Consider the following 12,311-nt stretch of genomic DNA (forward strand, 5'->3'; position numbering starts at 1 on the left):
AATTACTGATATGTTTCACCTCCAAAAATTAATATGGATCTTTCATTTAAAATAAAAATCTATGATTATGATTTAGATTTATCAAAAAACCCATAAAGAAGTATTTGAGAGCAAGCATATGCTATTACTGAACCATAAATTCCAATGTCCATTGAGGTTACTGAGATGCTTATTTCTCTTCTTAAGTAAGTAAATGTAGCCACTACAATATAGGCTAAAGTCCATCCAAAGATTAAACTCATTACAAGTTTAATCCATCTCCTATCCTCCGATTCGTATATGTGCGAAAAAGTAAAAGCAACTAAAGCGATTATTATATTGATAATACTAATAAATAATATTAGACCTTGTGGTGTTGTATGATCTAACCCCATAATTCACCCTCATTTATAGATGCTTTTTCTCATTTTGATAAATGAAATCTTCTAATTCTTTTCGGTCAGCTGGTTCACCATGTCCATGAATATATAAATCGGCTTCCTCTGCAACCAATTTTTTTAGAATATCTAATGAATGAGTGTCTTCCTTTTTCCTTAAATGTATTGGAGGAGGATAGAAACAATCCCCCACGAACAGGATATTAGATTTTAGATCCTTTACAAGAATTGAATCGGAAGCGTGAATACCGCCAATAAATTTTAGTTCGAGGGAAGTACTTCCCAGATGAAGCATCATTCTATCCTTAAACGTGATATTAGGAAGTTTGATTTCAAAACTGTCCCAATCGTTAATAAGTTCCATTTTTCTCTTGTTTCTCGTCTCAAGTAAAGGTTCTCTCCTTATCTCCTCCTCTAAAATTTCTGTACTCCATTTTAGTTCTGAATTAATCTTAAGCTGCTCATAGCAAAGTTCATGACTGATCATAATTGAGTTGAACATTGAACCACCATATGTATGATCCCAATGATGATGTGTATATATCACATATTTTACTGGAGGTGCATCAATTCCGTTTAATGCTTGTTTTATATTTTCTGCATGAATCGGGCTGTTTCCACTATCAACTAGAATTGTACCTTCTTCTGTAATAATAACTCCTATGTTTGGTTGAATACCTTGATGTGAATATGGATACATCCATACATTATTAGATAACTCTACTAAGTTCTTCGTTTTCATAGGTATCCTCTAGTTTTATTTATATCCCTAAAATACCTTTTTCACTTGTTCAGTTGTTTTGTAGGATCTTCTCTGCAAGTTTGATATTTTCTTTTAGATATATCGGCATATCCTTCTGAGATAAAATTTCTGAAGCAGTCATCCATACAACTTCATCAACTTCTTCAGTGCTTTTGACGTATGGTTCTCCAGATTTATGGTGACACAAAAATACAATATCAATGACATTTATCCCTGATCCAGTAACAAAGGAAGAGCTATTTACATACTTAAGGTTTGCAACCTCACTACCTACTTCTTCAAAAACCTCTCTCTTTAACGTTCTTTCTAGGATATCAGTGGAGTCTCCTTCAACTTCACACTTTCCTCCCACAAGTGAAAGAGAACCTCCTGCGTGTTCTTCCTTCTCACTTCTTCTGATTAAGAGCCATTTATCATTTCGATGAATAGCACCTTCTACATTTACGACGAACAAAAACGATCCCCCCTGAACCCTATAAACCTACATGGTAATTCCAATTATTTCAAATAATTCATTCCAACTCAATCTATTTTTAGATAAAAAAGACATATCCAATCCTGAATATGCCCTCGTTAATTAAATAGTACCGAAAATAGTATGTATCCTGATATGATCAAAACAAGAAGAAGTACTGTACCTTTCCAACCTAAGCTACCAACTAAATCAATAAGGCTTCCACCTTGCGACCGATCAAACCCATCACCAATCTTACTGGCTGAATTTCTTTTTATCTCTTCTTGTCTAAGCCTTTCTCGTAAATCCTCTGGTCGTTCTCTATTACCACTCACAAGAATCCCCCTTATGAAACAACTTAAATTTATATTTCATAGTGCAGAGCATCTTTATTAATTTACTTTAATATAAGACATGAATGTTTTGGATAACATTTTCAAGGGGGGAAATTCGTTTTTTTAATACTTGTTTATCTCGTAATTCAACTAGTAATTCAATAAATTCTGATTGAGTTGGTAAATCTGGAATACTATGAAATGGTTCATGGTTAAACCTTTTGCCATATACATATTTTTCAAGAGCATGAATTAAAGTTACTTCATGTTTTTCTTCCAATTTCGACCACTTCTTTATGTCAGACCAAGTAAATTCAGACCTAACAAAGAGTTCGTCCCAGGATTCTGTCACAGGAAAATTCACATGAATCTCCATCCAAGAAAGAACATCTCTTGAATGGAAAGAACCAAGATGATTTAGTGCCTCAAAACCGTTTATTTGATTGTTGGATATGTCGTAAAGATAATTAAATACCAAACTTAAACCTCTCGCCTCACTCATACACATTGCTGTAAGATAGGAGCGTAATGATGAATCTATAATATTTTGTTCTTCTTTCCAAAGGCTTTCGACCCAATTCTTTGCATAATCCCCTAAGACACTTCCTATGATCTCACATATTACTTTTTGATCATTATAATCCTTTCGTTTATTTAACTTCTGTCGAAGCACGTCAAATAACTCTTTTTTGTCAATTTGCTGGAGTAAGTAGGTGGCATCATCATCTAATTTCTTTTTGTAAATAACATAAGAGATAAGTAGATCCTTATCATGTTTAACATCGTCTATTGTTGTCTCTGTAAATGAACGAAACCAACTCTTCCATCTATGCGCAGCCGGACTTGTAGTTTCCAGGCCTGCATCATTCAGAAAATACTCAAGCTGCCAAATTTCACTGCCTACACAGCCTAATTCTGTAATCCTCCATAAGTAGTCAATAAAAGAATCTGCAATATAAGTAACTTCATCCTCTTCATGATCCCAATAAATAACGGGTTTCTCTTGACCATCCACCAACATATCAAATGCATATATGTCTCCATTTGCTGAATGAGCAAACTCCAGCTTACCTCTAAGCGTCTTACCGTAATCTTCATCACCATCCATCAAGTCGTCCGCTAACTCATCTAGTCCTTGTAAATAATCAATATTCCAATTGATCTCCCCAGAGAAAATATCTCTAAATTCACTTGGAATCATAGTATCTTCTGAAAAGGAGTAATAGAAAGATAGGGATTTCCCTACGTTTTGTAAAACGTGTTTATAAGAAGGCGGTAAATCATACCCTACCTCATTTTCTTTCTTTTTTATCTCCTGGTTCGTCGCTCTTTTACCGAGCTCGATTGGGTGGACAGTACCGTTGTTGTTTTCCACCCTATGAAGGATATGCTCCCACTTTGCTAAAAGCTCTTTATAATCTTTCATTATTAAACCATCCCTATTGATTATCATTTGGAAATTATTGTTTGGATTCGTAATCATTAATTTCTTATAAAAAGAGCTATTCTCCTTTAAAAAGAATAGCACCTATTCTGGAATATCTCCTCCAAGTAGCGCAACTGCTACTTGAAGTGTAATACTCTATTTGACTTCAATCACAAATGCGTAAGATGAATCGGCTTCTAAATCATCATAATCCCATCTTGCACTTATTTTATAATAGTACACCCCTTGTTCAGAAGGTACCTTCAATGATTGGTTGTAGACTTTTTCTTCGCCTTTTTTCATACGAGTTATTGAAATCTGATTTGGTTCAGGTTCGTAATTAAAGGTAATGGTGATTTTAGAATTTTTGGAGACGATTAATGGCTCTTTTCCTTGAACAAGTTCTGGTATAGTCGCAGTGTCCGCACACTCATACCAACAATACCCTCCCCTTACCACAGGAATCTTCTCTGAGTCGATTTCAACATCTGGTATTGGTGGTTTCGTTCCTTTTAATTCGTTCCCTGAACAACTAGTTGTTATTAGAAGTATACTTATTAATAAAAATATGAACTTTTTCATTAACCATATCTCCCATTCGTACTTCAACAATGCATCGTCATCCTTACGTTCCAAGTATATCTGGGTAATCTTGAGCTCTGCCATTGAATTTGGATGTTCCGAAAGCTTCTTGGGCTTGTTTTTCCAGCTCAGCCATCATGGGGTCGAATGGGCTTTTAGATAGCTGCGTTACGATGCCTTCATTCTGTTCATAAATGTTATGCCATGAAAAATGATGTAATTGCTCTTTAGTGAGATAATCGACGAAAACGGGAGAATAAAAGTTCAGCCAAAAGACGCCAGGTAATCGATCAAGCAGATTTCCGGTTGTATGCTGTCTGTCGATGCTTTCCTCTTCAGCCACATACCCGTAGATGGCATTGAATTCATTTACGAGATTTTCAAAAAAGGGTGGAACCATCGCCTTCTTTTGATTGAAAAACGTTTTATTCATATAAAGGGTCACATGATTTAATGTGTCCTCTTTTGGATGCTGCCACCAATTCGAGCTGAACCAAAACCCTTTTCCTTTGCCGATCATACCTCCGGCTTTCCCAACCATCGTGTTGGTGGAGACGTCAAAAATTCCAGGCTCTTCTTTCGTCCACATCTCAACCGCTGCTTCTCTTGTAAAAGCCTCTTTAACTGGCTCAAACAATCCAATCTTCCCTATGTTCAATCCATTGGTCTCCAACAAATCAAAGAATGAGTGGGCGGATGGTTCATCACCTATCTGTTTTTTCGTATCCATTTTAATATAGATTCCCATACGTTTTCCTGCCTGTCTCTATTTTATGGAGTGATACCACTCTAACGCCTTGGCCTCTAAATCCAACACAAATTGTTCTTTCCCTTTGATATAAGACTCCATGTCATGCGGATAGCGCTCGGCGAGTTCTTCTTTCAGGAATCCATATGCATCTCGCGCTTCAGGTTTGGCACGCAAGTAATCCCGAACGGCCAGGTGTCGTTCGACTCCTGGGTCACCCTCCTGAAAAATATGGATGTGATGGGTCCGGTTGTCGCCGCCTTTCTGAAAGTATCGACGACCTGGAATCCCGTTTTCTCCTCTAGGTTCGTAGCCAATCGCCATCATTTGATCGTTGAAAGCATCGACGGCTTCAATATCCTTCACGACAGGCATGATGTCGATGATCGGTTTAGCCTGGAGACCCTCTACCGACGTACTTCCGATATGGTGGACGGTGACCAGCTCGGGTCCAAATATCCTGCGCAGAACACTCGCCTCTTCCTCAAATCGAACGTTCCATTCTGAATTGTAAGGTGTTACTTCCACTTTTCTCATACTCGGACTCCTTTAACTCATTTCCACACCTGATCCAGTTTATCGGAATAAAACTGGAGCGCTTTCTTGTATTTCGCTAGTTCTTCGTCTCTCGTCGTATCAGCTAGACATTGAAGCAGGAGCTCCATTGAACGGTGATGTTCATTCATGTTGTATAATGTCATCGCATAAAAAACTTGGATGGCTCGATTTTCCGGATAGCGCGCCATCCCTTCTTGCAGGACATCCTTCGATTTCTCGTATTCTCCTAACGTACGATAAGTGCTCCCAAGACCTATGTAAGCACCCTTCAGTTCTTCTTCACCCAACCCTGATTGGATCGCCTTTTCGTAATAGGGTGCGGCTTTGGCTTCTTCACCTAACAGGTCAAAGCTCCATGCACACTGGTAATGAAGCGAAGCATTCTCTGGATACTCCTCCACCAAATTTACAAGGATTTCGTTCGATTGCTGATAATGGCCTTCCTGCCTCAGCTTTAATGCTTCCTCTAATTTCTGCACGATTCAATCTCCTATCGGCTGCTGTTATGAATAGCTTCGTTCGCTTTTTGGAGGTCTTTTTGCCGGACCATGATGTCATAGGAGGTTGCTACGCCTCCTAATTCACCGCTCTCCATCGGTGTCGACGATTTCGTTTTCGACTTGATCCCCGCATCATTCAGGAGTCCTTTGACCCTTCCGTATTCATCGGTCTTTTGCGTGAAGTACACCGTTTTCCAACTGTTCTCCTTCAAATATGAGATTAGTTTTCGGAGCATCGTGACCTCCACCCTTCCATTATTGCGAAGCAAACACATTTTCAAATACGGATTTCACTTTAGGCACGACATAGTGGCTGCCTTCTTCAATCGGGACGTCTTCTATCATCATGGAAACGAGAAGGGATGGATCTTCGGTGTTCCATGCGACGAACCAGCCGTTTTCAGTTCCTTTTTCGTCCTTGGATTTCTTCAGCTCAGCCGTACCGGTTTTTCCTGCCAGTTGCAGGTCTTTGATTTTCGCTTCCTTCGCTGTGCCTTGCGGACTCTCGATCACCTGAATGAGATCTTTCGTTATGAGCTCTGCGGTTTCCGCACTGATGACATCCTGTTTCCAGGCTTGTGCTTTTTCATCTTCTTTTAAAAGAACTGGCTTTAACAGCGTTCCTTTCGTAGCAAAAGGTGTGTAGCTCATAGCGAGGTGGAGCGCGCTCATCTCGACTTGACCTTGACCGTATGCGGTGTCGGCAAGCTGGACTTCACTTGCGATGTCTCCCTCATTTGCGATTTGAGACGCTTGGATCGGATACGCGAACGGGATTTTCTCACCGAAACCGAATTGCTCAGCTTCTTGTAAAAACGGGTCTTCCCCGATATCTAGGATGGACATGGCAAAGTAGATGTTATCGGAACGGACGAGTGCTTCCTTCAAGTTTACCTTGGTATCACTGCTTTTTACCCTCGTCACGTAATAGTTGCCCCACGAGTCCTTTTTCCACTGGTTGTTGGCGGGGATCGCTTTTTCCTCAGCAGGATCGATCGCCCCAGTTTTTAACCCGATGGAAGCTGTGATCGGCTTGAACGTTGAACCTGGTGCATAGGTTCTCGTAAACCGGTTCGTGAGCGGCATCAATGGGTCCTCTTGCAGCGCCGTGTATGCACTTAATGAGATCCCGAGAACGAATTGATTCGGGTCGAATGCTGGCGTGCTAACCAACGCTCTAACCTCACCTGTGGTCGGATTGATGGCTGTGGCTGTGCCAGCTTCTTTCAGCATCTGATTGTAGAGAAGCGCTTGGACTGAAATATCGATCGTCAGGTTAATATCCTTACCATCGACAGGTTCTTTTTTCGCGAGCAGGTCCTGGCGCTGTTTGTCTTTGTCGACGATGAAGATTTCCGCACCGATCTCTCCGCGAAGCTCTTCCTCTAAAACGAGCTCAAGTCCTTTTTTACCGATGATATCACTCGCTGTATAGCCTTTGTCTTTTCGTTCCTCAAGCTGTTCCGTTGTAATCGGCCCGGTATAGCCCGTCAAGTGGGCTGCCGCTTCCTTGTATGGATAAACGCGTGCTTTTTTCTTAACAAATTTCGTTCCATTGAGCGGACGGATGGCATCGATTTTCTCCTGGTCGCTTGCGGAAATGGTCACAAGTGGGACATAGGAATCATCTTTTACCCACGATTGGGAAAGCGCTTTGTCGATGCTTTCGATGGAAATGTTGAGAAGCTCTGCAAGCGTCTCTTTCACTTCCTCTTTGTCTTCCTTCATCCAAGCTGGAACGAGTCCGACCTCCTGGACATAACCATTAGCCGCGAGTGGCTCGCCATTAACGTCAAAAATCTCCCCCCGCTTCGGCTTCAAAATCGTCAGCTGAATTTTGTCGTCCCCCTTCATGCCAGGAAAAATCATCGAAGGGTTCCATTTCACCGCCCATTTGTCGGTTTCTTCTCCTTTTTCATAAACAAGGGCGGCCTGATGGTTGATTTCAAGCGGTCCAGCGATTGTTTCCATCTTTGCATTGAAGTCGAATTGAGGGGTATCCTCCTCTTTGTAATCCGTTTCTTCTTCAGGAAGCTTGTATGTAAAATCGAAGTCCTTAACCTGGATATCTTCATAAATGTCGGTATAGCGTGTAACGAACTCCTCTTTGGAAATGGTAGCTTTCGATTTCTCGGACAGATGGTTGTACATTTTTTCAAAATCCTGTTGTTCCCATGCCTTCATATAGCTTTTAAAGGTCGTTTCCGGCTGCGGCTTTTCTGAACAGGCTGCAAGAAGGAGCAGCAGCCCAAATAATAGGATAATTTTACGGTACATATCGGTCTCCTTTACTATTTTGTAGATTTTGGAAGGATTTCTCTCTTGTCGGTTGAAATAAGCAATAAAGAAAAAGGACAATTCGGTGTTCATCATGTCCATATATATGTAGGGTATTGGTTATGCATGTGCATGTGTGGAAGTGTCGTGGTGCGATTAAACGGGAATAGTCATTACAAATGACCTTACGTCTATTATCGAACAGTTTTCCAGAAATTTAAAATATTTCGGTTCCGGAAATTGTAAAAAGGAAGAAGGGGAATGCCCATGAGTGTAAAACACGAAGGAATCGGCGGCTGGTTGATCCTGATCATCATCGGTCTACTGTCTGTCCCTTTCATACGGATGTTTTCTCTCTATCAAAATTACTGGACAGTCTATCACACGCCAGCCTGGAGCTTGCTGACAGAGCCTGGGAATCCGTTATATCACGCTTGGTTCGAGCCCGTCTTCTGGATCAATGTAGCCGTTGATTTTGGGATTATCTTGCTGACCCTCGTTGCGTTATGGCTTTTGTTTACGAAGCATGCGGCATTTCCAAAGTTCATGATCTATTATCTCGTCGGGATTACGGTTTTTGCGATTGCGGACGGCATCATTACGAACTGGATTTTCAGTACGCTCCCGATTACCGCAGACACACTCGCATATATTAAAGGGCAATCCTTCCGCCAGCAAGCCGGTTCAATTATCGTATGTCTGATCTGGATTCCTTACTTGCTGAGGTCCAAACGGGTCAAGGCGACGTTCATCGGTAAACCGAAAGAGCAGCCGTTTGCTCATAACAATTTAACCTTTTAAAGGATTGTAAAAGGAGACTGCTGTTCAGCAGTCTCCTTTCGTTGTGGATGATGCGGATTAATCGTCATCTCCATCTTCGTCTTCATCTTCGTCGTCTTCTTCATCTTCGTCTTTGTCGTCATCTTCTTCGTCATCATGATCTTCATCTTCGTCGTCATCATCGTCTTTGTCTTCATCACGATCGCGCTCTCGGTCTTTTTTCTTTTCACGCTTTTCTTCTTTATCACGGTCTTTCTTTTTTTCTCGCTCTTTTTTACGTTCTTCTCTTTCTTCATCTTCGTCTTCATCGTCATCATCGTGGTCATTTTTGCCTTTTCCACGATTTTCGTTCTTTTTCTCATGCTTTTCGTTCGATTTTTCTCGTTTCTTTTCTTCTTTTTCTTTCTTGTGATGCTCTTTTTTATCAGCTTTTTCTTTATGCTTCTTTACATGATCCTTCTCTTCTTCGTCTTCGTTCTCGTCTTCTTCATCTTCTTTAGCGTCGTCATCCTCTGAAGCTTCTTCTTTTTCTTCATCTTCATCAGACTCTTCTTCTTTTTCCTCTTCGTCTTCGTCTTCTTTTTTATCGTACTTTTCTTCAAGCTTTGCGATTTTCTTGTCTAGCTTAGCAAATGCTTTTTGGATATTTTTCATGAGTGCTTCTTGAGCTTTAGGGTTTTCAACGTTCGCAAGCGCTAGAAGTAGAGCATCGATATTTTTGGAAAGCTTAGATTGAAGCTCATCCATTTCGGACTCTTCTTCATTTTCTTCAGAGGATTCCTCTTCCTTTGAAGATTCTTCTTCTGTTTCAGTCGCTTCTTCGTCTGATTCAGTTGACTCTTCGTCTTCTGTGCCAGATTCCTTACCTTCTTCTTCAGAAGCCTCTTCGTTTTCCTCTGATTTTTCAAGAGCCGCTTCCTGGGCTTCAATCGCTTTTTCAAGTGTTTCCTGTGCTAGTTCTGTTTCACCAGCTGCAAAAAGTGCGTTAGCTTCCGCGATGCGGTTTGATGCGATTTCTGCTAGGATCTTTGCCTCATCATAGTCATTTGACGCTATGGAGAGACGGACATTTTCAATCAATGTTTTTACAAAATAAAAGAAATCTCCAGGTAGAAGAGATGGCTCTTCCTCTTCTTCAGCCTCTTCATCTTCTTCCTCAGTAGACTCTTCCTCTTCAGTTGATTCTTCAGATTCTTCTTCAGTTGATTCTTCTGTTTCACCTTCAGTAGATTCTTCAGATGAACCTTCTTCTGTAGAAGTCTCTTCCTCGTTGGATGTTTCTTCAGTAGTAGATTCCTCAGAATTTTCCTCTGTCGACGTTTCATCAGACAATTCTACAGATGGCGTCGAATCGCTTGTGTTCGCGAATGCAGCTGGAGATGCTCCGAAAATGAGCAAGGATACCGCGCTCATTATTACGACAAAATTCTTGTACATGTCCTTCATCCCTTTCTGTTTTCTGTTTTTAAAAATAAAAAAAGCAGATTACGAGGTTGTTCAGCACTAGCAACCTTGTAATATGCCTTGAGACCCTTTTTGAGGGATCCGTCTTCACTATGTATGACTGGTCCTTAGGCAACTGGCTGACATAGGTGGAATCACCTTTAGTCCCTCTAGCTTTGCGTCACTACCTTTCGATAGCTTTGCCTTTGTCTATATGATTACTTTTAGTATACAATAATTCGACACGATTTTGGTAAGGGAGGAAATACCTGTTTTTTCTGAAAATATCTAGTACTTTTTTCATATGGTGTCAGGCACTTTCAATGAAGCCCGGTGGGAAAGGGATTGTGAGAGGTGTCAGACACTTCCAAAGAAGCTTGGTATGACAGGGGTTAGTGGAAGTGTCTGACACTACTTAAAAGTTTGGTAATGTGTTCGATGTCTTGTGTGCGTAATTCCTCGGATTCTACTAATATTTGAAATACTGTCTCTAATATCGTCAATATATTTTCTTTCTCGGCTTCGCTTCTTTCTTCGTTCAGATACCCTTTTATGAGGGATTCATAGTTGTTGAGCATTTCTTTTCCGCCTTCGATGTCCTCGATTCTTGGAGGGGACCCTTGAAAGTGGGCTAAGGTCAGCTTCAGCAATCCCTCATCATCCTTTTTCAAGCCGTAGATGAGATCTTGGGTATAGACGACCAGTGTTCGATTATGCTGTTTGTTAGTTTCGAGCTGCAGTTCTTGATTTTTGTCATATAAGAAGAGTGAGAGAATCAACAGCCCAAAGATTGCAATCCCCGAAATCGTAGCTTTCAAACGTATCACTCCCTTCGAATAAACTCCTCAATATTTTTGGATAATTATGGTATAGTGACACTCTATCAAAGCTCCCAATACGGAAACAAGCCTAAATTTAAAAAACATAGCCTCTGTTAGCTTTTATTGTTGATACTAAAGGAAATAAGAAGCGTTGACAGCGGAAAGCGCCCGCCTGTAGCTGTTCAAAATCAACAACAACCTTTAACAGAGCCCAAACATAAAAAAAGAGAGCTGCGCGAGGCAGCTCAAATGTGAGGGTGAGGGAGGTAGGTTTTTTATGCCTACTGTTTATAGTTAAGAACCTTCTTCAGATGATTCACCATCTTCGGTGTTTGTTTCCTCTTCAGCAGGTTCTTCACTAGCTGGTTCTTCGTTTCCTGGTTCTTCTTCAGCGTTTCCATTACAAGCAGTAATTAACATGATTGCGAATAGTGCAGAGGCAAGTTTAGCGAGAAATCCTTTTTTCACGTTCATTCACTCTCCTTATAAATCGCAAAGTTTTAACCGGGCTGTATCCGGTTAATTCCAATATAGTCGATTTTTCGTCGGAATTGTTAGAATTTACCGAACGTATAAGGAATCGTTACGCTTTTTACAACTCGCTAACATAGCCTTAATATTTATTTTCTTAAGATCGCGCGTACCGGGCTTGCATCCGCTTCAGCAAGCGCAAGCGGAAGGGCAATGAGCTCATAGACTCCCTCTTCTACCTCATCTAGAACGACACTTTCAAGGATGTGGATGTCATGGTCAAGCAGGCTGTGGTGTGCTGCTAGATCCTTGGAATCCACTTGATCGACCGATGGGACGTCCACGCCGATCAGCTTGATTCCTTTTTCTATTAAAAATGGTGCAAGCTCTGGAGATAGATACGTAATGGAGGATGGAAATTCCGTCCGATCGTTCCAAGACCCTGTCTTTATGAGCAGTCGTTCTACGCCATTCAAATCGTAACCTTCAAGGTCTCTCGGCTGGATGGATTCCCGGTTTTCAAGATGGACGACAAGCGCTTCACCGACATATAGATCAGGCTTGAGATCGAGCATCTTCTTTCCTTCATCATCAAAATGGAACGGTGCGTCAACGTGGGTGCCTGTATGCGTACTTAATGTGAGACTACCGACATTGACGGATCCCGTTTCTTCCTTGGTCCAATTAAGCTTGAACGAAAAAGGGGTATCACCTGGCCAGGTGGGAACCCCTTCTTGAAGTGGTTGAGAAATATCCCAGATTTTCATCTCACAACT

General features: G+C 41.0%; 16 protein-coding genes and 1 riboswitch. Of the genes, 1 reads left to right on the plus strand and 15 read right to left on the minus strand.

Annotated elements, in window-relative coordinates:
* Positions 1-65: 65 nt before the first annotated feature.
* The 11 genes from V1497_RS17375 to V1497_RS17425 form a co-directional block, all read right to left on the minus strand.
* Positions 66-374 (minus strand): hypothetical protein, encoded by a 309-nt coding sequence (locus V1497_RS17375; RefSeq protein ID WP_349408775.1) that lies wholly within the window; start codon positions 372-374, stop codon positions 66-68.
* A gap of 13 nt (positions 375-387) precedes the next feature.
* Positions 388-1,119 carry an MBL fold metallo-hydrolase gene (locus V1497_RS17380; protein WP_349408776.1) on the minus strand — a complete coding sequence of 244 codons (732 nt, stop codon included), beginning with the start codon at positions 1,117-1,119 and terminating at the stop codon, positions 388-390.
* 49 nt (positions 1,120-1,168) lie between these two features.
* Positions 1,169-1,594 (minus strand): NUDIX hydrolase, encoded by a 426-nt coding sequence (locus V1497_RS17385; protein WP_349408777.1) that lies wholly within the window; start codon positions 1,592-1,594, stop codon positions 1,169-1,171.
* A 119-nt stretch (positions 1,595-1,713) separates the two neighbouring features.
* Positions 1,714-1,929, minus strand: a complete 216-nt coding sequence (locus tag V1497_RS17390) for a DUF6366 family protein (protein ID WP_349408778.1) — start codon at positions 1,927-1,929, stop codon at positions 1,714-1,716.
* Between the two features lie 67 nt (positions 1,930-1,996).
* Positions 1,997-3,355 (minus strand): SMI1/KNR4 family protein, encoded by a 1,359-nt coding sequence (locus V1497_RS17395; protein WP_349408779.1) that lies wholly within the window; start codon positions 3,353-3,355, stop codon positions 1,997-1,999.
* A gap of 156 nt (positions 3,356-3,511) precedes the next feature.
* Complete coding sequence (locus V1497_RS17400) at positions 3,512-3,937, minus strand: hypothetical protein (RefSeq protein ID WP_349408780.1); 426 nt, start codon at positions 3,935-3,937, stop codon at positions 3,512-3,514.
* 43 nt (positions 3,938-3,980) lie between these two features.
* On the minus strand, positions 3,981-4,685 hold the full coding sequence (locus tag V1497_RS17405) for a hypothetical protein (RefSeq protein WP_349408781.1): 705 nt from the start codon (positions 4,683-4,685) through the stop codon (positions 3,981-3,983).
* 18 nt (positions 4,686-4,703) lie between these two features.
* Positions 4,704-5,222, minus strand: coding sequence for a GrpB family protein (locus tag V1497_RS17410; protein WP_349408782.1), 519 nt, complete (start codon positions 5,220-5,222; stop codon positions 4,704-4,706).
* 17 nt (positions 5,223-5,239) lie between these two features.
* A complete protein-coding gene (locus tag V1497_RS17415) occupies positions 5,240-5,725 on the minus strand; it encodes a tetratricopeptide repeat protein (protein ID WP_349410867.1) in 486 nt (161 codons plus the stop codon).
* Between the two features lie 8 nt (positions 5,726-5,733).
* A complete protein-coding gene (locus V1497_RS17420) occupies positions 5,734-5,979 on the minus strand; it encodes a putative signal transducing protein (RefSeq protein ID WP_349408783.1) in 246 nt (81 codons plus the stop codon).
* Positions 5,980-5,998: 19 nt separating this feature from the next.
* Positions 5,999-8,020 (minus strand): penicillin-binding transpeptidase domain-containing protein, encoded by a 2,022-nt coding sequence (locus V1497_RS17425; RefSeq protein ID WP_349408784.1) that lies wholly within the window; start codon positions 8,018-8,020, stop codon positions 5,999-6,001.
* A gap of 267 nt (positions 8,021-8,287) precedes the next feature.
* Here V1497_RS17425 and V1497_RS17430 point away from each other — a divergent pair, with 267 nt between their 5' ends.
* Positions 8,288-8,821, plus strand: a complete 534-nt coding sequence (locus V1497_RS17430; protein WP_349408785.1) for a DUF2569 family protein — start codon at positions 8,288-8,290, stop codon at positions 8,819-8,821.
* Between the two features lie 57 nt (positions 8,822-8,878).
* Here V1497_RS17430 and V1497_RS17435 read toward each other — a convergent pair whose 3' ends face one another.
* The 4 genes from V1497_RS17435 to kynB all read right to left on the minus strand — a co-directional run bounded on the left by V1497_RS17435 (position 8,879) and on the right by kynB (position 12,302).
* Complete coding sequence (locus V1497_RS17435; RefSeq protein ID WP_349408786.1) at positions 8,879-10,237, minus strand: DUF5667 domain-containing protein; 1,359 nt, start codon at positions 10,235-10,237, stop codon at positions 8,879-8,881.
* Between the two features lie 134 nt (positions 10,238-10,371).
* A riboswitch (cyclic di-GMP riboswitch) is annotated at positions 10,372-10,458 on the minus strand.
* Positions 10,459-10,635: 177 nt separating this feature from the next.
* The gene (locus V1497_RS17440) at positions 10,636-11,061 is read right to left on the minus strand and encodes a hypothetical protein (protein ID WP_349408787.1); all 426 of its coding nucleotides are present in this window, start codon (positions 11,059-11,061) and stop codon (positions 10,636-10,638) included.
* A gap of 297 nt (positions 11,062-11,358) precedes the next feature.
* Entirely contained in the window at positions 11,359-11,538 is a 180-nt protein-coding gene (locus V1497_RS17445) for a hypothetical protein (protein WP_349408788.1), read from the minus strand.
* A gap of 146 nt (positions 11,539-11,684) precedes the next feature.
* Positions 11,685-12,302: an arylformamidase gene (gene kynB, locus V1497_RS17450; protein ID WP_349408789.1), complete on the minus strand. Its 618-nt coding sequence runs from the start codon at positions 12,300-12,302 to the stop codon at positions 11,685-11,687.
* Between the last annotated feature and the right edge of the window lie 9 nt (positions 12,303-12,311).

The sequence above is a fragment of the Pseudalkalibacillus sp. SCS-8 genome, assembly GCF_040126055.1.
GTDB classification, from domain to species: Bacteria; Bacillota; Bacilli; order Bacillales; family Fictibacillaceae; genus Pseudalkalibacillus; species Pseudalkalibacillus nanhaiensis.

What these genes read in the sequence shown, in the direction of transcription:
- V1497_RS17395 (WP_349408779.1), bottom strand. Translation starts at nt 3,355, where the DNA reads ATGAAAGATTATAAAGAGCTTTTAGCAAAGTGGGAGCATATCCTTCAT.
- V1497_RS17445 (WP_349408788.1), bottom strand. Translation starts at nt 11,538, where the DNA reads ATGAACGTGAAAAAAGGATTTCTCGCTAAACTTGCCTCTGCACTATTC.
- V1497_RS17420 (WP_349408783.1), bottom strand. Translation starts at nt 5,979, where the DNA reads ATGCTCCGAAAACTAATCTCATATTTGAAGGAGAACAGTTGGAAAACG.
- V1497_RS17430 (WP_349408785.1), top strand. Translation starts at nt 8,288, where the DNA reads ATGAGTGTAAAACACGAAGGAATCGGCGGCTGGTTGATCCTGATCATC.
- V1497_RS17425 (WP_349408784.1), bottom strand. Translation starts at nt 8,020, where the DNA reads ATGTACCGTAAAATTATCCTATTATTTGGGCTGCTGCTCCTTCTTGCA.
- V1497_RS17400 (WP_349408780.1), bottom strand. Translation starts at nt 3,937, where the DNA reads ATGAAAAAGTTCATATTTTTATTAATAAGTATACTTCTAATAACAACT.
- V1497_RS17375 (WP_349408775.1), bottom strand. Translation starts at nt 374, where the DNA reads ATGGGGTTAGATCATACAACACCACAAGGTCTAATATTATTTATTAGT.
- V1497_RS17405 (WP_349408781.1), bottom strand. Translation starts at nt 4,685, where the DNA reads ATGGGAATCTATATTAAAATGGATACGAAAAAACAGATAGGTGATGAA.
- V1497_RS17410 (WP_349408782.1), bottom strand. Translation starts at nt 5,222, where the DNA reads ATGAGAAAAGTGGAAGTAACACCTTACAATTCAGAATGGAACGTTCGA.
- kynB (WP_349408789.1), bottom strand. Translation starts at nt 12,302, where the DNA reads ATGAAAATCTGGGATATTTCTCAACCACTTCAAGAAGGGGTTCCCACC.
- V1497_RS17380 (WP_349408776.1), bottom strand. Translation starts at nt 1,119, where the DNA reads ATGAAAACGAAGAACTTAGTAGAGTTATCTAATAATGTATGGATGTAT.
- V1497_RS17435 (WP_349408786.1), bottom strand. Translation starts at nt 10,237, where the DNA reads ATGTACAAGAATTTTGTCGTAATAATGAGCGCGGTATCCTTGCTCATT.